At 64.6% G+C, this 19,193-nt stretch carries 18 protein-coding genes and 1 riboswitch; of the genes, 13 read left to right on the top strand and 5 right to left on the bottom strand.

Annotation, left to right across the window (positions count from 1 at the left end):
• Positions 1 to 170 precede the first annotated feature (170 nt).
• The 10 genes from EN845_RS13355 to EN845_RS13310 all read left to right on the top strand — a co-directional run bounded on the left by EN845_RS13355 (position 171) and on the right by EN845_RS13310 (position 11,980).
• Positions 171 to 1,145: a sugar-binding transcriptional regulator gene (locus EN845_RS13355; protein ID WP_167531349.1), complete on the top strand. Its 975-nt coding sequence runs from the start codon at positions 171 to 173 to the stop codon at positions 1,143 to 1,145.
• Positions 1,146 to 1,190: 45 nt separating this feature from the next.
• Positions 1,191 to 2,636, top strand: coding sequence for an extracellular solute-binding protein (locus EN845_RS13350; RefSeq protein ID WP_127276374.1), 1,446 nt, complete (start codon positions 1,191 to 1,193; stop codon positions 2,634 to 2,636).
• A 159-nt stretch (positions 2,637 to 2,795) separates the two neighbouring features.
• Positions 2,796 to 3,719, top strand: a complete 924-nt coding sequence (locus tag EN845_RS13345; protein WP_127870623.1) for a sugar ABC transporter permease — start codon at positions 2,796 to 2,798, stop codon at positions 3,717 to 3,719.
• Positions 3,720 to 3,728: 9 nt separating this feature from the next.
• Positions 3,729 to 4,586, top strand: a complete 858-nt coding sequence (locus EN845_RS13340) for a carbohydrate ABC transporter permease (RefSeq protein ID WP_127276378.1) — start codon at positions 3,729 to 3,731, stop codon at positions 4,584 to 4,586.
• Between the two features lie 2 nt (positions 4,587 to 4,588).
• The gene (locus EN845_RS13335) at positions 4,589 to 5,707 is read left to right on the top strand and encodes an ABC transporter ATP-binding protein (protein WP_127276379.1); all 1,119 of its coding nucleotides are present in this window, start codon (positions 4,589 to 4,591) and stop codon (positions 5,705 to 5,707) included.
• The gene (locus tag EN845_RS13330; RefSeq protein ID WP_127276381.1) at positions 5,704 to 6,828 is read left to right on the top strand and encodes an ABC transporter ATP-binding protein; all 1,125 of its coding nucleotides are present in this window, start codon (positions 5,704 to 5,706) and stop codon (positions 6,826 to 6,828) included. Before EN845_RS13335 ends, EN845_RS13330 begins: the two co-directional genes overlap by 4 nt.
• Positions 6,828 to 8,381: an FGGY-family carbohydrate kinase gene (locus EN845_RS13325; RefSeq protein WP_127276383.1), complete on the top strand. Its 1,554-nt coding sequence runs from the start codon at positions 6,828 to 6,830 to the stop codon at positions 8,379 to 8,381. Before EN845_RS13330 ends, EN845_RS13325 begins: the two co-directional genes overlap by 1 nt.
• A 10-nt stretch (positions 8,382 to 8,391) precedes the next feature.
• A complete protein-coding gene (locus EN845_RS13320) occupies positions 8,392 to 9,432 on the top strand; it encodes a 2-hydroxyacid dehydrogenase (protein WP_127276385.1) in 1,041 nt (346 codons plus the stop codon).
• Between the two features lie 40 nt (positions 9,433 to 9,472).
• Entirely contained in the window at positions 9,473 to 10,990 is a 1,518-nt protein-coding gene (locus tag EN845_RS13315; RefSeq protein ID WP_127276387.1) for a glycerol-3-phosphate dehydrogenase, read from the top strand.
• Between the two features lie 48 nt (positions 10,991 to 11,038).
• The gene (locus EN845_RS13310; RefSeq protein WP_127870624.1) at positions 11,039 to 11,980 is read left to right on the top strand and encodes a TIM barrel protein; all 942 of its coding nucleotides are present in this window, start codon (positions 11,039 to 11,041) and stop codon (positions 11,978 to 11,980) included.
• Positions 11,981 to 12,033: 53 nt separating this feature from the next.
• On the opposite strand, the gene fba is transcribed toward EN845_RS13310, so the two are convergent.
• Positions 12,034 to 13,098, bottom strand: coding sequence for a class II fructose-bisphosphate aldolase (gene fba, locus EN845_RS13305; protein WP_095771163.1), 1,065 nt, complete (start codon positions 13,096 to 13,098; stop codon positions 12,034 to 12,036).
• Positions 13,099 to 13,370: 272 nt separating this feature from the next.
• On the opposite strand from fba, the gene EN845_RS13300 reads away from it, so the two are divergent.
• From EN845_RS13300 to EN845_RS13290, 3 genes are read left to right on the top strand one after another with little or no spacing between them, the layout of a single operon-like run.
• Entirely contained in the window at positions 13,371 to 14,141 is a 771-nt protein-coding gene (locus EN845_RS13300; protein ID WP_127870625.1) for a DeoR/GlpR family DNA-binding transcription regulator, read from the top strand.
• An 18-nt stretch (positions 14,142 to 14,159) separates the two neighbouring features.
• Positions 14,160 to 14,918: a triose-phosphate isomerase gene (locus EN845_RS13295; protein ID WP_127870626.1), complete on the top strand. Its 759-nt coding sequence runs from the start codon at positions 14,160 to 14,162 to the stop codon at positions 14,916 to 14,918.
• A gap of 39 nt (positions 14,919 to 14,957) precedes the next feature.
• Positions 14,958 to 15,398 carry an RpiB/LacA/LacB family sugar-phosphate isomerase gene (locus EN845_RS13290; RefSeq protein ID WP_127870627.1) on the top strand — a complete coding sequence of 147 codons (441 nt, stop codon included), beginning with the start codon at positions 14,958 to 14,960 and terminating at the stop codon, positions 15,396 to 15,398.
• On the opposite strand, the gene dhaL is transcribed toward EN845_RS13290, so the two are convergent.
• The 4 genes from dhaL to EN845_RS13270 form a co-directional block, all read right to left on the bottom strand.
• Positions 15,395 to 16,030 (bottom strand): dihydroxyacetone kinase subunit DhaL, encoded by a 636-nt coding sequence (dhaL, locus tag EN845_RS13285; RefSeq protein ID WP_127870628.1) that lies wholly within the window; start codon positions 16,028 to 16,030, stop codon positions 15,395 to 15,397. The two genes, EN845_RS13290 and dhaL, sit on opposite strands and share 4 nt — an antisense overlap.
• 10 nt (positions 16,031 to 16,040) lie before the next feature.
• Positions 16,041 to 17,048, bottom strand: a complete 1,008-nt coding sequence (locus EN845_RS13280) for a dihydroxyacetone kinase subunit DhaK (protein ID WP_127276399.1) — start codon at positions 17,046 to 17,048, stop codon at positions 16,041 to 16,043.
• 75 nt (positions 17,049 to 17,123) lie between these two features.
• Entirely contained in the window at positions 17,124 to 17,597 is a 474-nt protein-coding gene (locus EN845_RS13275) for a 6,7-dimethyl-8-ribityllumazine synthase (RefSeq protein WP_127870629.1), read from the bottom strand.
• Between the two features lie 77 nt (positions 17,598 to 17,674).
• A riboswitch (FMN riboswitch) is annotated at positions 17,675 to 17,876 on the bottom strand.
• Between the two features lie 100 nt (positions 17,877 to 17,976).
• Positions 17,977 to 19,152: an MFS transporter gene (locus tag EN845_RS13270; protein ID WP_127870630.1), complete on the bottom strand. Its 1,176-nt coding sequence runs from the start codon at positions 19,150 to 19,152 to the stop codon at positions 17,977 to 17,979.
• Positions 19,153 to 19,193 lie beyond the last annotated feature (41 nt).

The following is a 19,193-nucleotide window of genomic DNA, read 5'->3' as shown; positions in this document are numbered from 1 at the left end:
GGCACGGCGCAAGGGCCGCTTCGCATCACCACGCGCTGACATCGCCAAAGGGCCGGCCGACGCCCGCCCTGGCCATCATGTCGTGAATTGCGCGCAGCGGTCGCTTGACTCTGATCGAGCCATGTGAAAAATTTTGCAGCAACTGATAAAAATATCACCGGGACGGAAACGTGGTTGGTTTTGGAAATGGCCTCTTGCGCGACGATGACGCCAGCATGGCGGCGCGCGCCGCATGGCTTCACTACGCCGGCGGCCTGACCCAGTCAGAGGTTGCCAAGCGGCTGGGGCTGACCAGCCTCAAAGCCCACCGCCTCATCACCAAGGCCAACCAGGAAGGGCTGGTGAAGGTCTATATCGACGGTGAAGTGTCGGAATGCGTCGAGCTCGAGGACGATTTGTCCCGCCGCTACGGCCTCGACTATTGCGAGGTGGTTCCGGATTTCGATTCCGAGGACCTGCCGCTCAAGGCGCTCGGCATTGCCGGCGCGCAGTTCCTCAAGCGCGAGATCGAGCGCGGCGAGCAGGCGCTGATCGGCGTCGGCCACGGCCGCACGCTCGCCGCCTGCGTCGAATATCTGCCGCGCACCACCACCGACCGGATCCGCTTCGTTTCGCTGCTCGGCGGCCTGACGCGGAAATTCTCGGCCAATCCGCATGACGTCATCCATCGTCTCGCCGAACGCACCGGCGCCGAAGCCTATGTGATGCCGGTTCCGATGTTCGCCAACACGGCGGAGGACCGCATCGTGCTGCTGGGCCAGAAGGGCATCAACGAGGTCTTCGATCTCGCGCGGTCCGCCGATCTGTTGTTCGCCGGCATCGGTACCGCCGAACGCGAGGCGTCGCTGGTCGCCACCGGCATGATCGAGAAGGGCGAGATGGAAGAGATCCGCCGCAATGGCGGCGTCGGCGAATTGCTTGGCCATTTCTTCGACGAGGCCGGCAAGGCGGTGGCGGCGACCGTCTCCAACCGGGCGCTGGCGCTGGCGCGCGAGGATATCGCCAGCCGCCGGATCGTCGCCGTCGCCGGCGGCAGGATCAAGGTTCGTGCCATCAAGTCGGTGCTGGAGGGGCGCTATCTCAAGGGCCTGATAACGGACGAGCGGACGGCGCGATCGCTCGTGGAAGAGACGCCGGTCGGGTAGCCGGCAACAGTTCAGTTGAAACTACCCTGTGGAGGAGAAGACGAAATGCATGAGAAAGAGAAAGACCTCATAGACGCCTTCCTGCGCGGACAAGTCGACCGTCGCGGACTGATCAAGGGCCTGGGTGCGATGGGCCTCGCCGCCGGCACCGCCGGCACGCTGCTCAACCTGGGCCAGACGCGCGCGCTTGCCGCGGACTTTGACTGGCAGGCGCACAAGGGCAAGACCATCAAGCTCCTGCTCAACAAGCATCCCTATGCCGACGCCATGATCGCAGACCTCGAGAACTTCAAGAAGCTGACCGGCATGAACGTCGTCTATGACGTCTTCCCCGAAGACGTCTATTTCGACAAGGTGACGGCGGCACTGTCGGCGAGCTCGCCCGAATACGACGCCTTCATGACCGGCGCCTACATGACCTGGACCTACGGCCCAGCCGGCTGGATCACCGACCTCAACGAATGGATCAAGGATCCGGCCAAGACCAACCCGAACTATGCCTGGGACGACTTCCTGCCCGGCGTCAAGAATTCCTGCGCCTGGAATGGCAAGCCGGGCGGCGCGTTGGGTTCGGATGATGCCAAGCAGTGGTGCATTCCGTGGGGGTTCGAGCAGAACAACATCACCTACAACAAGGCCATGTTCGACAAGGCGGGCGTCAAGATCCCCGGCAACATGGACGAGATGGTGGCCGCGGCCGCCAAGCTCACCAAGGATGTCGGTGGTGGCGTCTATGGTATCGGCGTGCGCGGTTCGCGCTCCTGGGCGACCATCCATCCCGGCTTCCTGTCGGCCTACGCCAATTTCGATCAGAAGGACCTGAACGTCTCGGCCGATGGCAAATTGTCGGCCGCGATGAACACCGCCCAGTCCAAGGCTTTCCACAAGCAATGGGTTCAGATGATCCAGGAGAGCGGCCCCAAGGACTGGTCGACCTATACCTGGTATCAGGTCGGCACCGATCTCGGCGCCGGCGCCTCGGCCATGATCTTCGACGCCGACATCCTCGGTTACTTCATGAATGGCGGCGACAACAAGATGGCCGGCAAGCTCGCTTTTGCTAGCTTCAAGGCCAACCCGGCAGCCAAGGCGGCGACACCGAACATCTGGATCTGGTCGCTGGCGATGTCCAACTTCTCGAAGGACAAGGACGCCACCTGGTACTTCATGCAATGGGCCTCCGGGCCGGAGCATGGGCTGTTCGGCGCTACCAAGATGGACTTCGTCAATCCGGTCCGCCAATCGGTGTGGAAGGACGAGATGTTCCGTGAGAAGCTGAACAAGAGCTATCCCGGCTATGTCGAGATGTTCGACGCCTCGGCGCCGGGCGCCTCGATCAAGTTCACCGCGCAGCCGCTGTTCTTCGACCTCACCACCGAATGGGCGGCGACGCTGCAGAAGATGGTGGCCAAGGAAGTGCCGGTCGACGAGGGCCTCGACAAGCTCGCCGAAAGCATCAACGGCCAGCTCAAGGAAGCCGGTCTCGGTTAAGTCGCAATGAGGGCCGGCCTGCTTGACGGGTCGGCCCTCGTCAAACCTTTTCATGTTTGCGATGCGGTGCCGAAAGGTGACCGCCATTTCGCCCGACCGGCCGCCTTGCTCCCTTGGGCGGCCGGCAGGGCGAAGCGACAGCAACAACGGAGCAGCTCGATGACCGCGGTGGTATCGCAAAGGCTCAAGCCATCCGGCTTCAGGATCAGCAAGCGGGTGCTGCCCTATGTGCTCAGCCTGCCGGCTCTGCTGGTCTGCATCGGCATCCTCATCCCGTTCCTGACCTCGGTGGTCTATTCGTTCCAACGCTACCGGCTGAGCCAGCCCTGGGCGCGGCAGTTCAACTGGGGCGACAACTACATCTCCTTCTTCACCGATCCGAAGTTCTGGAACACGTTGAAGATCTCGCTGCTCTATGCCGGCACCACGGTCGTGCTGGAACTGCTTTTGGGCCTCGCCATCGCGCTGCTGCTGCAGAAGCGCTCGACGCTTAACAACTTCATCTCGATCATGCTGTTGATGCCGCTGATGACGGCGCCCGCACTGGCGGCGCTGATGTGGAAGCTGATGACCAATCCCGGCTTCGGCGTGCTGAGCTATCTCGCCAGCCTCATCGGGCTGCAGGACTTCCGCTGGGCCTCGTCGCCGTCGACGGCGCTGTTCACCGTGGTGCTGGTCGACATCTGGGTCTACACGCCCTTCATCATGATCCTGCTGCTTGCCGGCCTGCGCAGCCTGCCGACCCAGCCTTTCGAGGCGGCGGCCCTCGACGGCGTGCCGAGGAGCTTCGTCTTCTTCCGCATCACGCTGCCGATGCTGACGCCTTACATCCTGACGGCGACTTTGTTCCGCCTGCTCGATTCCATCCAGCAGTTCGACATCATCTACGCGATGACCCAGGGCGGGCCGGGCGACACGCTGACCGTCTTCCAGGTCGAGGCCTATCTCAACTTCTTCCAGTCGACCAATGTCGGCCGCTCGGCGGCGCTGATGATCATCCTGTGGGCGATCACCTATTTCCTCTCCAACATCTTCATCAAGAACTGGCTCCGGCTGCGCGAACGCGCCCGTGGCCAGGCATAGGAGGCGGCCATGGAACACACCTCCTTGCTCGAACGCATCCTGCGCGGCGCGGCGCTGACGCTGGTCGTGATTTTCTTCATGTTCCCGATCGTCTGGATCTTCATGATGTCGTTCCAGACCAACGAGACCATCCTGCGCATCCCGCCGCAGCTCATCTTCGAGCCTACGCTCGCCAATTACACGGCGCTGATTACCGGCAAGCTGATGACCGCCGCCGGCACGCTCGACATCGCCTTCATGCGCAACCTTTGGAATTCGGTGTTCCTGTCGGTGACCTCGGTTGCGGTGTCGCTGCTGCTCGGCGTGCCGGCCGCCTACGCCTTCGCGCGCCACAAGTTCCGTGGCTCGGAGGACATCGCCTTCACGTTGCTGTCGTTCAAGTTCGCGCCGGCGCTGCTGGTGCTGTTGCCGCTGACGCTCTATTTCCAGAAACTCGGCCTCGCCAACACCTATATCGGGCTGATCTGGGTCTACCAGCTGATCTGCCTGCCGCTGATCCTGTGGATCGTGCGCGGCTATTTCGAGGACATTCCGGCCGACATCGAATACGCCTATCGCATCGGCGGCCATTCCTGGTTCGCCACCTTCCGCAAGATCGCGCTGCCGCTCGCCGGTCCGGGCATCGCGGCGGCCGGCCTGCTCGCCTTCATTTTCGCCTGGAACAATTTCGTCTTCGCGCTGGTGCTGGCTTCGGCCGACAAGCAGCCGGTGACTGTCGGTGCGCTCGCCTTCATCACCTCGTCAGGCATCCAGTACGGCCAGATCTCGGCGGCCATCGTGCTCTCGATCACGCCGACGCTGGCGCTCGCCCTCTACGCACAGCGCTATCTGGTCGAAGGCCTGTCGCTCGGCGCGGTGAAAGGATAGACATGGCCAGCCTCGAACTCAGAAATATCGTCAAGCGCTACAAGAGTCAGACCGTCCTCGACAATCTGTCGCTGACCGTCGCCGACGGCGAGACGCTGGTGCTGTTCGGGCCTTCCGGCGCCGGCAAGACGGTGCTGCTGCGCCTCGTCGCCGGCGTCATCGACCCCGAGGAAGGCAAAATATTCATCGGCGGCGAGGACATGACCGATGTCGACGCGGAATTCCGTGGCGTCGGCATGGCGTTCCAGAATTTCGCGCTGTTTCCGCATATGAGCGCGTTCGACAACATCGCCACGCCGCTGGAGGCCAAGCGTTCCTCGCAAGGCGCGATCAAGGCCGGCGTCGAGAGCGTCGCCAAGCTGTTGAAAATCGGCCATGTGCTCTCCCACAAGCCGCGCGCGCTCTCCAACGGCCAGAAGCAACGCACGGCCCTTGCCCGTGCCCTTGTCGGTTCGCCGCCGCTTTTGCTGCTCGATGATCCCTTGCGCAATGTCGATGCTAAGCTACGTTTCGAGATGCGGCTCGAACTGCCGCGGCTGCTCGCCGATCGCGGGGCCACCGTCGTCTACGTCACCCAGGACTACAAGGAAGCCATGGCGCTCGGCGACCGCATCGCGGTCATGTCGCAAGGCGTCATCCGGCAGCTCGGCACGCCCGAGCAGATCTATCGCGAGCCGGCCAACATCGAGATCGCGCGGCTGTTCGGCGACCCGACCATCAACCTGCTCGACGTCAAGCCCGCGCGGGATGCCAGGGGGGTCTATGTCGGCCTGTCCAATGTCCAGGTCCATCTCACCGATGCTCCCGAGACCGCCATCGGCCGCGACTGCATCATCGGGCTGCGGCCCGAGGCACTGCATTTCGTTGGCGACAACGAGCCCGGCGCCATTCCGGTGACAGTCGAGGCCGAGACGCCGCTCAACGAGAAGATCGTCACCTTGGTGCGCACCGTGCGCGGCCGTGAAATCCTGGTCTCGCGTCCGGCCGGAACGCCGGGCCGCAGCGAGGGCAAGGCCCATATCGCCGTCGACGGCAAGAGCGCCTTGCTGTTCGATCACGCCAGTGGCGAGCGCATCGGCGCCAAGAACATCGTCAATCTGCGCAGCGGAGAAGCGGCATGAGCGCCAGCGCACTCACCATTTCAGGCGTCGACAAATTCTATGGTCCGATCGACAGGGGCGTTCACGCCGTCAAGAGCCTGACTATGGAGATCGGCAAGGGCGAGATCGTGGCACTGCTCGGCTCGTCCGGCTGCGGCAAGACCTCGACCTTGCGCATGATCGCCGGCTTCGAGGAGGTCTCGCGCGGCGCGATCGCGGTCGCCGGTCGCCAGGTCCACACCTTGCCGCCGGTCAAACGCAATGTGGCGATGGCCTTCGAGGGCTACTCTCTCTATCCGCCGCTGACGGTGCGCGAGAACATGGCCTTTGCCCTCAAGGCCGCAAGGTTGCCCAGGAGCGAGGTCGACGCCAAGGTCGCCAGCATCGCCAAGCTGCTGGAGATCGAGGACATATTGGAGCGCTATCCCAGCTCTATTTCCGGCGGCCAGCAGCAGCGTGCCAGTCTTGGGCGGGCGTTGATCCGGGAAGCCGACCTGCATCTGCTCGACGAGCCGATGGGGCAACTCGAGCCGCAGCTTCGCGCCGTGCTGCGCGGCCGTATCAAGCACTTCATCAAGGAGCGCGGCCTGACCGCGATCCTGGTCACCCACGACCAGACCGAGGCCAATGCGCTCGCCGACCGCATCGCGGTGATGGAGGGCGGCGTGCTGCAGCAGTTCGACACGCCGGACCGGATCAAGGAGCGTCCGGCGAACCTGTTCACCGGCACCTTCGTCGGCGAGCCGCCGATGAACGTCTTCGAGGCCTTTGTCGGGACCGGCGCCGGCCGCATCAACCTGCGGCTGCCCGACGGGCTGTCGCTCGACTATGACAAGGACGCCTTCAGCGCTCCGGTGCGCGACCAGTTGCTCAGCCGCGAACGGGTGGTCATCGGCATCAGGCCCTACGCGGTTCGGCGCTCGAAGGAAGGTGTCCCGGCCACGGTCTCGGCCAACCAGTGGCTCGGCGACCAGACCCACATCGCAGCCGATTTCGCCGGCGGCTCGCTGGTCCTGGTCGAGCATGACCGCACCCGGCTCGACCTCGGCGCGCCCATCAATGTCAGCATCGATCCGAAAAACCTGCACGTCTTCGACCAGGCGAGCGGCAAGGCCATCTCGCACGGCATGGAGCTCGCGTGATGCGCGACATATTCATCGGCATCGACGCCGGCACCTCCGTCATCAAGTCCATCGCCTTCGACACGAAGGGCCGCCAGATCGCGGCGGCGGCGACGCCGAACCATTATGAGACGCTGCCGGGCGGCGGCGCCGAACAGGATCTGGCGCGCACCTGGGCCGATGCCGCCACGACCCTGCGCCAGCTCGCCGACAAGGTGCCCGATCTCGCCAGCCGGACCGTCGCCATTGCGGTCACCGGGCAGGGCGACGGCACTTGGCTGATCGACGGCAAGGGCGAGCCGGTGGCGAAGGGCTGGCTCTGGCTCGACGCGCGCGCCGCCGGCGTCGTCGAGGAAATCCGCGCGCGGCCCGATGACCGGCTCCGTTTCGAAAAGACCGGCAGCGGGCTCGCCGCCTGCCAGCAGGGCTCGCAGTTCGTCTTCATGAAGCGCACCATGCCTGAAATGCTCGGCAAGGCGGCCACCGCCTTTCACTGCAAGGACTGGCTCTATTTCAAGCTGACCGGCGAGCGCGCCACCGATCCGTCCGAAGGGACTTTCACCTTCGGCGACTTCCGCACCCGCGATTATAGCGACGATGTGCTCGACGTCCTCGGCGTCGCCGATCTCAGGCACCTGCTGCCGCCGATCGTCGACGGCACCAGGCACAGCACCGGACTGTCGCCGGCCGCCGCGGCCGTCACCGGCATGCTCGCCGGGACACCTGTCGTGCTCGGTTATGTCGACGTCGTCTGCACCGCGCTCGGCGCCGGCCTTCTCGACCGCGAGCGCAAGCCTGGCTGCTCGATCATCGGTTCCACCGGCATGCATATGCGGCTGGCCGAGACGCCCGACGATGTGCAGCTCAACGAGGCGGCGACCGGCTACACCATGGCGATGCCGGCGCCCGGCGTGTTCGCACAGATGCAGTCCAACATGGCGGCGACGCTCAACATCGACTGGGTGCTCGGGCTTGCCTCGGGCATTCTCGCCTCGCAAGGCATAACCCGCAGCAATGGCGAGATGATCGCGCTGGTCGACGCCTGGATCGCGGCCTCGCGGCCGGCTTCGCTGCTCTACCAGCCTTACGTGTCGGAAGCCGGCGAGCGGGGACCGTTCGTCGATGCCAATGCCAGGGCCGGTTTCGTCGGCATTTCCTCGCGGCACGGCTACGCCGATCTGGTGCGCGCCGTTTTCGAAGGCTTGGCCTTCGCGGCGCGCGACTGCTACGCCGCCATGGGGCCGCTGCCACGCGAAATCCGCCTGACCGGCGGCGCCGCCAGAAGCCCGGCGCTCCGCAAGATACTGGGCGCGGCCATCGGCGCCGACACGCGCACCAGCGCGCGTGAGGAGGCCGGTGCGGCCGGTGCGGCAATGATCGCCGCGGTCTGCGTCGGCCAATACGCCTCCATGGACGAATGCGTCGGCGAATGGGTGACGCCGTTGCTCGGCGAGGCCGAGCCGAGCGACCCGGCCCTCGCAGCGATCTACGACAGGATGACTCCGTCCTACATGCTGGCGCACCAGGCCCTGCGGCCGGTCTGGCGTGCCATGGCCACATCGCAGGAAAATTGAGAAGTCGAGTATGCGTAAAAAGATAGCGATCATTGGCGACAACTTCATGCTGCCGGAGGTGTTTCGCGCCAAAATCGAGAAGGTCGCCAGCGGCGACCTCGATATCAGGACATTGCAGACGGCTTGGCCCGACGAGCCCATGGAGTTCGGCAATCCGGCACTCGGCCTCGACAAGGTCAAGGAGTACTTCGGCCATCCCGACGAGGTCGTCGATTTCATCGGCGATGCCGAAGTCCTCGTCACCCAGCTCGCGCCCTTGTCGGAAAGCATGATGCGGCGCCTGCCTGATCTCAAGTTGGTGGCGGTGTCGCGCGGCGGGCCGATCAACATCGACATGGAAGCGGCCAGGGCGCAGGACATCACCGTGGTCAACGTGCCTGGCCGCAATGCCACCGCCGTGGCTGAGTTCACCATCGGCGCCATCCTGGCCGAAACGCGGCTGATCCGTGTCGGCCACGAAGCCCTGCGCAAGGGGGAATGGCGCGGCGATCTCTACCGTGCCGACCGCACCGGTCGCGAACTCGGCGAAATGACGGTCGGCGTCGTCGGCTACGGCAATATCGGCACGAAAGTGGTGCGCCTGCTGCGCGCCTTCGGCTGCCATGTTCTGGTCAGCGATCCCTATGTGCAGTTGAGCGCCGAGGACCGCAACGCCGGCGTCGAACTGGTTGCGCTCGACGATCTCCTGTCGCGCTCCGACGTGGTGACGCTGCATTCGCGGGTGACGCAGGAGACACGCGGCCTGATCGGCAAGGACACAATCGGGCGGATGAAGCCTGGCGTGATCTTCGTCAACACCGCGCGCGGTCCGCTGGTCGACTATGACGCGCTCTACGAGGCGCTTGTTTCGGGGCAGATCGCCAGCGCCATGCTGGAAACCTTCGCGGTCGAGCCGGTGCCATCGGACTGGCCATTGCTGCAGCTGCCCAACGTGACGCTGACGCCGCATATCGCCGGCGCTTCGGTGCGCACGGTGACCTATGCCGCCGAGCAGGCCGCCGAGGAGGTGCGCCGCTACCTGGCCGGCCTGCCTCCGGTCAATCCGTGCTGAGAGCGACGGCGATGGAGCGCAAACCCGGCATGGACACGAGATGAGCGGCGGCCCTGACATCGTCGACCTTTTCGTCATCGGCGGCGGCGTCAACGGCGCCGGCATCGCGCGCGATGCCGCCGGCCGCGGGCTTTCGGTCATCCTGTGCGAAAAGGACGATCTCGCCCAAGGCACCAGTTCGAGATCAGGCAAGCTCGTCCATGGTGGCCTGCGCTATCTCGAATATTACGAATTCCGCCTGGTGCGCGAGGCGCTGATCGAGCGCGAGGTCCTGCTGGAATCGGCGCCGCACATCATCTGGCCGATGCGCTTCGTGCTGCCGCACAGCCCGGACGACCGGCCGGCATGGCTGGTGCGGCTCGGCCTGTTCCTCTACGACCATCTCGGCGGCCGCAAGCGGCTGCCCGCCACCCGCACGCTTGACCTGCGCACCGCGCCCGAGGGCGCGCCGATCAGGGACAGTTTCAAGCGCGGCTTCGAATATTCCGACTGCTGGGTCGACGATGCCCGCCTCGTCGTCATCAACGCGCTCGACGCGGCCGAACGGGGAGCGAAGGTCTTCACCCGCACCGCCTGCACCGCCGCCCGCCGCGAGGGCGGCCTCTGGGTCGTCGAAATGCGCGACGTCAGGACCGGTATCAAGACCAGTGTGCGGGCGCGCGCGCTGATCAATGCCGCCGGTCCCTGGGTCAACGACATCGTCAACCGCGTTGCCGGCCAGAACTCGAGGCGCAATGTCCGCCTGGTCAAGGGCAGCCATATCGTCGTGCCCAAGTTCTGGGAGGGCCGGCAGGCCTATCTCGTCCAGAACAGCGACAAGCGCGTCATCTTCATCAATCCCTACCAGAACGATCTCGCGCTGATCGGAACCACCGACATTCCCTACGAAGGCCGGCCCGAGGACGTGACCGCGGATGAGAGCGAGATCGATTACCTCATCAGAGTGGTCAACCGCTATTTCAAGCGCGGCCTTGCGCGCAACGACGTGGTCTATTCCTTCTCCGGCGTCAGGCCGCTCTATGACGACAACGCCGACAATCCGAGTGCGGTGACCCGCGACTATATTTTCGAGCTCGACGCGCCGGAGGCGCAGGCGCCGCTGCTCTCCGTCTTCGGCGGCAAGATCACCACCTTCCGCAAACTGGCCGAGCATGCGCTGGACAGGATCGCACCGTTCTTTCCGAAGATGGGCAAGCCCTGGACAGCGAAGGCGCATTTGCCCGGCGGCGACATCGCCAATGCCGACTTCGAGCAGTTTCTCGGCGACCTCGCAAATGAGTATCCATGGATGCCGGCATCGCTGCTCAAGCATTACGGCCGGCTCTACGGCACCAGAACGCCGTCCGTAGTTGGCGGCGCCCGTTCGCTCGCCGCCCTGGGCCGGTGCTTCGGCAAGGATTTCTTTGAGCGCGAGGCGAACTACCTCTTCGAACAGGAATGGGCGCAAGACGCGGCCGATATTCTCGAACGGCGCACCAAGCACGGCCTGCATCTGTCCGCCGAGGAGAAGTCGGCCTTCGAGCATTGGTGCGCGAGCCGGCAGGCGAGGGCAGGCTGATGGCGCTCATGGCCCCTGTTCGGCGACGGCGTTGAAGGGATAGCGACCTTGGCCTTCACGCTCTCCCTCAACACCAATCCGCTGGTCAACCGCTTCGCGGAGCCGGACGATCTGATCGAGACTATTGCCTACGGCATCGGTATCAGGGACATTCAGCTCACGCATGAATTCGTCAATCCAGGCTGGCCGGCGGCGACGATCGTCAAATTCGTCCGCCTGTTCCGCAACGCCTTGAACCGCACCGGCGTGCGCGTCACCTCAGGCATGACGGGCCCCTATGGCCGACTCAACCATTTCGGCCATCCCGATGCTGACGTGCGCCGCTACTATGTCGAGTGGTTCAAGACCTTCGCCGATGTCTCGGCCGAGCTTGGCGCCGGCGGCATGGGCACGCAGTTCGCCATCTTCACGCATCGCGACTTCGACGATCCCGACCGTCGCGCGCGCCTGTTCGACATCGCGCTGGACTGCTGGCGCGAGGTCGCCGACCACGCCCGGGCGGCGGGCCTGACCTACCTGTTCTGGGAGCCGATGTCGGTCGGCCGCGAGTTCGGCCACACCATCGAAAACTGCCGCATGCTGCAGGATGCCATCGATGCGGCCGGAATGGCCATTCCGCTTGAGATGATGGTCGACATCGACCATGGTGACGTGACCTCCTCCAACCCGGCCGACATCGATCCCTATGCCTGGGCCGAAGCCTTCCCCCTGAAGTCGCCGATCATCCACATCAAGCAATCCTCGATGAACAAGGGCGGCCACTGGCCGTTCACCGCAGCCCACAACAAGGACGGCCGCATCACGCCTGAAAAGCTGCTGGAAACGGTGCGGCGCGGCGGCGGCACCGACAACGAAATCTGCCTCGAACTGTCGTTCCGCGAGCGCGAGCCGGTCGACCATCAGGTGGTCGCCATGATCCGCGAGTCGGTCGACTATTGGGCGCCCTTCATCGAGACCGGCAGGGCTGACCTGCTGCCGGACGCTGGATAGAAATGGACAGGAGCCGGTAGAGCTCCTGCCCGTAAAATGCAGATGGATCGAACTTAGCCGAACTTCGGGTCGAGGCTGCCCGACTTGTAGCGCTTGGCCATTTCCGAGACCGGCAGCGGCTTGATCTTCGGCGCATTGCCGGCGGTGCCGAACTGTTCGAAGCGCTCCTTGCAGAGCTTCCTCATCGCCGCCATCGCCGGTGTCAGGTATTTGCGCGGGTCGAACTCGCTGGGGTTCTCGGTCAGCACCTTGCGGATCGCGCCGGTCAGCGCCATGCGGTTATCGGTGTCGATGTTGATCTTGCGCACGCCATGCTTGATGCCGCGCTGGATCTCTTCCACCGGCACGCCCCAGGTCGGCTTCATCTGGCCGCCATATTTGTTGATGATCTCCTGCAGGTCCTCCGGCACGGAGGACGATCCGTGCATGACCAGGTGCATGTTCGGCAGGCGGCGGTGGATCTCCTCGATGACGTTCATCGCCAGCACCGCGCCGTCGGGCTTGCGCGAGAATTTATAGGCGCCGTGGCTGGTGCCCATGGCCACCGCCAGCGCATCGACATGGGTGTCGCGCACGAACTGTTCGGCCTGCACCGGATCGGTCAAGAGCTGGTCGTGGCTGATCGCGCCTTCGACGCCGTGGCCGTCTTCCTGCTCGCCGCCGCCGCTCTCCAGCGAACCCAGAACGCCGATCTCGCCTTCCACGGAGACGCCGCCCCAATGCGCCATGTCGACGACGCGCTTGGTGATGCCGGAATTATAGGCATAGTCGGCCGGCGACTTGCCGTCTTCCTTGAGCGAACCGTCCATCATCACCGAGGTGAAGCCGTATTGGATGGCTGTGACGCAGGTGGCTTCGTTGTTGCCATGGTCGAGATGCATGCAGACCGGGATGTCCGGGTGGATTTCCACCAGCGCGTCGATCAGCTTGGCCAGCACCACGTCATTGGCATAGGCGCGCGCGCCGCGGCTTGCCTGCAGGATGACCGGCGACTTGGTCTCCTCCGCGGCCTCCATGATGGCGAGGCCTTGTTCCATGTTGTTCATGTTGAAGGCCGGCACGCCATAGCCGTATTCGGCGGCGTGATCGAGCAATTGTCTCAGTGTGATGCGAGCCAACGATTAGTCTCCCGTATCTGGTTTCAAACCTGTGGTTGCGGGCTGTCCGCGCATCGTTCAGCCCACCGATGCTTCTGGCCGGAATTCCGCGCAACCGCAACCGTGACAGACCGTCCCGGCCGCAATTCTTGTTACAGCGGCGCGATAAAAGCCGGCGAAATATCCCATGGAAATATCTCATTATAACAAAAATTGTGATACATGCGCGACGATGTCTGTTATATCTGGGCTCGATCAAGCAGCCGGAGTTCTGCGTTGGCGAGTCGGCGACAATGAAGAGCGACAACAGACGGCAAGGCATCATGGATTTCCTGGTGGATGCCGGCGCGGCGAGCGTCGACGACCTCGCTTCACGTTTTGGCGTCTCCAGGATGACCGTGCATCGCGACCTGGACGAGCTCGAGGAGAGCGGCTTCCTGCGCAAGGTGCGCGGCGGCGCCTCGATCCAGCCGAGCAGCCTGTTTGAAAGCGATTTTCGCTACCGGCAGAAGCAGGCGATCGGGGAAAAGCAGCGCCTTGCGGCGGCCGCCGTGGCCGTGATCGAACCCGGCCAGACGGTCATCATCGACGACGGCTCGACGGCGGGCGGCATCGCGCGGCATCTCGCCGATCTCAGGCCGCTGACGGTGATCACCAACAACTTCGCCGTCATCCAGGATCTGGCCGGTGCCGGAGGCATCAACCTGATCGCGCTCGGCGGCCAGTACTCGAAGAAATTCCATGGCTTCTTCGGCCTGCTCGCAGAGGCGTCGCTGCGGTCGCTGCGCGCCGACGTCGCCTTCCTGTCCTCATCCGCCATCCATGGCGCCTCCGCCTTCCATCAAGATCAGGAAGTGGTGCAGGCCAAGCGGCTGATGATGGCCGCGGCGACCCGCAAATACCTGCTGGTCGATCACGGCAAGTTTGGCCGCAGCGCACTGCATTTCCTGACCGATCTCAGCGCATTCGACGCCGTCTTCACCGGGCGCGAGCCAGAGCCCGGGATGCGCGCGACGCTGGATGCGGCGGGGGTTTCGCTGACGGTCGTCGCCGACAAGGATTGAGGGTCAAGGAGAGTACGCGTGGTTTACTGGGTCGGTACAAGCTGGAAGATGAACAAGACGCTGGCCGAGGCGCTTGATTTTGCCGGGGCACTGGCCGGCTTCGTGCCGGGTTTCGACGATCGCATCCAGCCTTTCGTCATCCCGCCCTTCACGGCGGTGCGCGAGGTCAAGCGGGCGCTGTCGGCAACGCGCATCAAGGTCGGCGCGCAGAACATGCATTGGGTCGATGCCGGCGCCTGGACCGGCGAGATCTCGCCGGTAATGCTGAACGATTGCGGCCTCGACCTGGTCGAACTCGGCCACAGCGAGCGGCGCGAACATTTCGGCGAGACCGACCGTACGGTCGGGCTGAAGACGGCGGCGGCGGTCAGGCATGGACTGATACCGCTGATCTGTGTCGGCGAAACGCTGGCCGAGCGCGAAAGCGGCAAGGCCGATGCGGTGCTGACCGCTCAGGTCGAGGGTGCATTGCAATTCCTCGACGACGAGGCGAGGGGAGCAGAGATCCTGTTCGCCTACGAGCCGGTCTGGGCGATCGGCGACAAGGGCGTCCCGGCCAGTTCCGACTATGCCGACAGGCAGCAAGCGCTGATCAAGCAGGTCGCCGCCGGCCTGCTGCCGTCCGTTCCGCCGGTGCTCTATGGCGGCAGCGTCAATCCCGGCAATGCCGCCGAGCTGATCGGCCAGCCCAACATTGACGGCCTGTTCATCGGCCGTTCCGCCTGGCAGGCCGAGGGCTATATCGACATCCTGCGCCGCGCCTCGGCCGCGATCTGAACCAATCGAAAAACGCATTCAGTCAGAAAGGACATCACCATGAAAATAGCCATCGGAGCCGACAGCGCCGGCAAGCCGCTGCTCGACGTCATCGCCGCGCATCTGGCGACCAAGCCCGGCCTCACCGTCAGCGACCTCAGCCAGGCCGGCTTCTATGCCGACCTGTCGCAGAAACTCGCCCGGACGATCGTCGAAGGCGAGAACGACCGTGGCATCCTGTTCTGCGGCACCGGCATCGGCGTCTCGATCTCGGCCAACAAGGTGCCGGGCATCCGCGCCGCGCTTACCCACGACACCTACTCGGCCGAGCGCGCGGCGAAATCCAACAATGCCCAGATCATCACCATGGGCGCGCGCGTCATCGGGCCGGAACTGGCCAAGGCCATTGTCGATAGGTGGCTGGCCTCGGAGTTCGACGAGAAGGGGCCGTCGGCCGGCAACGTCCAGGCGATCAACAAGCTCGACGCGGCGAAGGCCTAAGCCAGGCTCCGCGTCATCGCGCCGATGACGGTGACGGCTGAGGCCGCGCCCGGGTCCATGTGCCCGAGCGACCGTTCGCCGAGCCGCGACGAGCGGCCCTTGGCGGCGATCATGTCCTTGGTCGATTCAGCACCGCGCTTGGCAGCGGCAAGGGCTGCCTGCAGACTGTCGGCAAGGCTCTTTCCCCCTGCATTGCTGGCGCCAGCCGCTTCCGCCGCCGGTTGCCAGGCATCGACCATGGTCTTTTCGCCGATCTCGGCCTTGCCGCGATCCTTGATGCCTTGCGCCATGGCCTGCAGCAGGGCGATGAATTCGGCATCCGCCAGCGTCGCCTTGCCCTTGACTGCGGCGGCTGCACGCATGAAGGCCGTGGCATAGAGCGGGCCGCAGGACGCGCCGACGGCATTGAGGAACGATTTCGCCGCCGTGTTGAGGAGCGCGGTCGGCTCGGTCGCCGCAAGGTCGAGCGATGCCAGCGCATCGCGCACGGCGTTGAACCCGAGCGCCATGGCAATACCGTGGTCGGCGTCGCCGATGACGCCGTCGAGCTGGCAAAGCCGGTCCCTGTCGGCCTCGATCGCCACCGCGATCGCGTCGAACATTCTTTTCAGGTCGGAGGCACCGATGGTCATGGGGCGCTCCTCAGCCGGCACGGAACATGGCGCAGTCGCAGGGGTGGTCGAGCATCGCCTGCAATTCTTCGTCGAGATGGAAAAGCGTCACCGAGGCACCGGCCATTTCCAGGGACGTGCAGTAATTGCCGACCCAGGTGGCATGGATGGAAACGCCGATTGCGTCCAATCTCTGCTTGACCCGTCGGTTCATGATGTAGAGTTCCATCAGCGGCGTCGAGCCCAGTGAATTGACCAGCACCGCGACCTTGTCGCCGCGCTTCGGCGCCATCTCGGCGAAAATCTTGTCGAGCATCTCGTCGGTAATTTCGTCGGCGGTCCCGAGCTTGCCGCGCGCGATGCCGGGTTCGCCATGGATGCCCATGCCGATCTCCATCTCGTCCGCGCCGATCTCGAAATTCGGCCGCCGCGTCTGCGGCAGCGAGCAGGGCGACAGCGCCACGCCCATGGTGAAGGTGTGGTCGTTGGCCTTGCGCGCGATGCGCTCGACCTCGTCCAGGGACAGCATCCGGTCGCAGGCGGCTCCGGCAGCCTTGAAGATAAAGAAATTGCCGGCGACACCACGGCGCTTGTGCCGCTGGTCGCGCGGCGCCGAGGCGACGTCGTCGGTGGTGAGCACCGTGCGCACATCGATGTCGTCCATGCCGGCCATCTCGGCCGCCATGTCGAAATTCATCACGTCACCGGCATAGTTGCCGTACATGAACAAGACGCCAGTGCCGCCGCTGACCGCCTTGGCGCATTCCAGGATCGGATCCGGTGGCGGCGAGGCAAAGACGTTGCCGATTGCCGCCGCGTCCGCCAGCCCCTTGCCGACAAAGCCGAGAAAGGTCGGCTCGTGGCCGGAACCGCCGCCGATCACCAGCCCGACCTTGCCGGGCCGTGGCCCGTCGCGGGCGATGATCGAGCGCGGGCTGCCGTCCACGCTTGCGAGATGGCGAGGATGCGCGGCCAGGATCCCTTCGAGCATTTCGTCGACGGCACGGTTGCCGTCATTGATGATCTTCTTGGTCTGCACCGGCATCCTCCCGAACTCGGTATTTTCGCAAATACTACCGGGTGTTATCGCGATTTCCACCCGGCCGGGAAGATTTCATGCCGCGATCTTTTCCCGCGCCGCGAGAATCTGCACGCAGGCGTTGGCCGCTTCCTTGCCCTTGACCGAGAAGTGCTCGAAGAAGAAGCGGTGATGCTCGGCGCTGTCGTGAAAATTGTGCGGCGTGAGCACCGCCGAAAGCACCGGCACCCCGGTCGAAAGTTGCACGTTCATCATGCCGTCTATGACGGCGCTGGCGACGAAGTCGTGCCGGTAGATGCCGCCATTGACGACGAACGCAGTGCCGAGGATCGCGGCGTAGCGGCCGGTGCCGGCGAGCGTCTTGGCATGCAGCGGGATTTCATAGGCGCCGGGCACGTCGAAGATGTCGACGGCAAAGCGCCCGCTGCCCATCTCGGCCAGTTCGGCCTCGAACGCCTTCACGCACTGGTCGACAATGTCGGCGTGCCAGCGCGCCCTGATGACGGCGATGCGGATTGTTTCATAGTCTTTGTGGGAATGCTGATTCATGGGTCCATCCTTCCGTTTCGAACCAGAATCAGGACGCACGATACGAAATCCGACCCGCCGGGGCGGTTCGTTTTCCGTTTCGTTCTCTTCCATCCGGACTTTAACCGTCGGCTCCGGAATCACACCGGATCTGCTGACCCTTCCAACTGCTGGAAGGCGCTCGCGGGCTTGGGTCCCGCGCATGACCCCGAAAACCGGAAACGGTTTTCGGAAAAGCCTCATGCGCAACTGGGAGTCCTTACCGCCGGTGGGGACTTTCACCCCGCCCTGAGAACATTAACGGCTTTGTATGGAAGGGCAGGGGTGCCGCTGTCAACGCGCCAAGGGCTGGTGGCCAATCACGTTCTGTCGACTGGAGCAATGCGATGAGACGCTGGCTCTACCGGCTGCGCCACGCTGCGGCCGAGGCGGCAATCAGCATGAGCACCGCCGCGACCATCGCGCAGGCGGCAAAGCCGAAGCCGGAATAGAGCGGCCCGAAGCCGGTGGTGCCGACAAACACCGCGAGGTAGGTCACCGCGCTGTTCAGGCCCATTATCGTGCCCCGCCGTGACGGATCGAGCGCCGACAGGCGCATCACCAGCACGTTCAGCCCGAAATGATTGGCGAGCCCCCAGGCCGCGACCATGGCGAGCGTCAGGCCATAGCTGTCGCTGGTTGCGGCGATCGCCACGTAGACCATGGCGACGAGCAGATAGGCGAAAGGCATGACACGCCTTGCGCCAAGGCGATCGATGATGCCGTCGAAGAGCGCCGCCGTGCCGAAGCCCGCCCCGTATGCGAGCGCGGCCAGGCCGTTGGCGCTGACCGGCTGCCCCAGTCCGCTGTGAAGGTGATCGCCAAGATAGCCATAGACACCGTAGAAGGCGGTCATGAAGGCGCCGCAGGCAATCAGAAGCGGCACAATGCCGGGAATGTTCAGCGCCGCGAGCGGGGCGGGCGCCGGTCCGGCCTTCCTGACATCCGGCAGCGACGATGCGGTGAGGCCGCCGAGCGCCAGCGCGGCCAGCACGGCGACAGCGGCGAAGACGGCACGCCAGTGAACGAGATCGGCAAGCACCGCCGACAGGGAAACGCCGGCCACCATGCTGAGCGTCCATCCGGTCAGCACCACGCCGATCGTGCCGCTTTCGCGGCCGGGCGGAGCGATGGCCGCGGCACTGGCGTAGATTGCCGGCATGGCGACGCCGGCGGCAATGCCGGCGACAAGCTGTGCCGCAACCAGCGCTGTCACGGTAGGCGCGGCGGCGCTGGCGACCAAGGCCAATGCCAGCAGCAGCAGGGCCGCCTGCAGCATCCGGCGCGCGCCGACCCGGTCGATATGGCGTGCCAGGAACACGGCGCTCGCCGACGTGCCGAGGCCGAAGGCAGCCGCTGCCATCATCACCATGGGAACGCTGGTCGAGAACGATACGGACACCGCCGGAGCGATCGGGCCCAGCACCAGCGAATTCGAGCCGATCACGGCGATGCATCCGGTCAGCAGATAGGCGAGGGCCGGGATGGGCGGTCTGGTGTCCGCGCCCAAGGCTGCGGCTTGATCGTTGTTCGACATATCATCATAATGGCCGCATTAAATTCCGTGACAATCGGGAA

Origin of the sequence: Mesorhizobium sp. M8A.F.Ca.ET.202.01.1.1, assembly GCF_004791595.1 — a bacterium.
GTDB lineage: Bacteria > Pseudomonadota > Alphaproteobacteria > Rhizobiales > Rhizobiaceae > Mesorhizobium.
Note: the sequence above shows the minus strand (reverse complement) of the source record. Positions and strands in the feature narration are given on the sequence as shown.

What these genes read in the sequence shown, in the direction of transcription:
- EN845_RS13300 (WP_127870625.1), top strand. Translation starts at nt 13,371, where the DNA reads ATGAAGAGCGACAACAGACGGCAAGGCATCATGGATTTCCTGGTGGAT.
- dhaL (WP_127870628.1), bottom strand. Translation starts at nt 16,030, where the DNA reads ATGACCATCGGTGCCTCCGACCTGAAAAGAATGTTCGACGCGATCGCG.
- EN845_RS13350 (WP_127276374.1), top strand. Translation starts at nt 1,191, where the DNA reads ATGCATGAGAAAGAGAAAGACCTCATAGACGCCTTCCTGCGCGGACAA.
- EN845_RS13270 (WP_127870630.1), bottom strand. Translation starts at nt 19,152, where the DNA reads ATGTCGAACAACGATCAAGCCGCAGCCTTGGGCGCGGACACCAGACCG.
- EN845_RS13315 (WP_127276387.1), top strand. Translation starts at nt 9,473, where the DNA reads ATGAGCGGCGGCCCTGACATCGTCGACCTTTTCGTCATCGGCGGCGGC.
- EN845_RS13325 (WP_127276383.1), top strand. Translation starts at nt 6,828, where the DNA reads ATGCGCGACATATTCATCGGCATCGACGCCGGCACCTCCGTCATCAAG.
- EN845_RS13290 (WP_127870627.1), top strand. Translation starts at nt 14,958, where the DNA reads ATGAAAATAGCCATCGGAGCCGACAGCGCCGGCAAGCCGCTGCTCGAC.
- EN845_RS13340 (WP_127276378.1), top strand. Translation starts at nt 3,729, where the DNA reads ATGGAACACACCTCCTTGCTCGAACGCATCCTGCGCGGCGCGGCGCTG.
- EN845_RS13275 (WP_127870629.1), bottom strand. Translation starts at nt 17,597, where the DNA reads ATGAATCAGCATTCCCACAAAGACTATGAAACAATCCGCATCGCCGTC.
- EN845_RS13345 (WP_127870623.1), top strand. Translation starts at nt 2,796, where the DNA reads ATGACCGCGGTGGTATCGCAAAGGCTCAAGCCATCCGGCTTCAGGATC.
- EN845_RS13320 (WP_127276385.1), top strand. Translation starts at nt 8,392, where the DNA reads ATGCGTAAAAAGATAGCGATCATTGGCGACAACTTCATGCTGCCGGAG.
- EN845_RS13335 (WP_127276379.1), top strand. Translation starts at nt 4,589, where the DNA reads ATGGCCAGCCTCGAACTCAGAAATATCGTCAAGCGCTACAAGAGTCAG.
- EN845_RS13330 (WP_127276381.1), top strand. Translation starts at nt 5,704, where the DNA reads ATGAGCGCCAGCGCACTCACCATTTCAGGCGTCGACAAATTCTATGGT.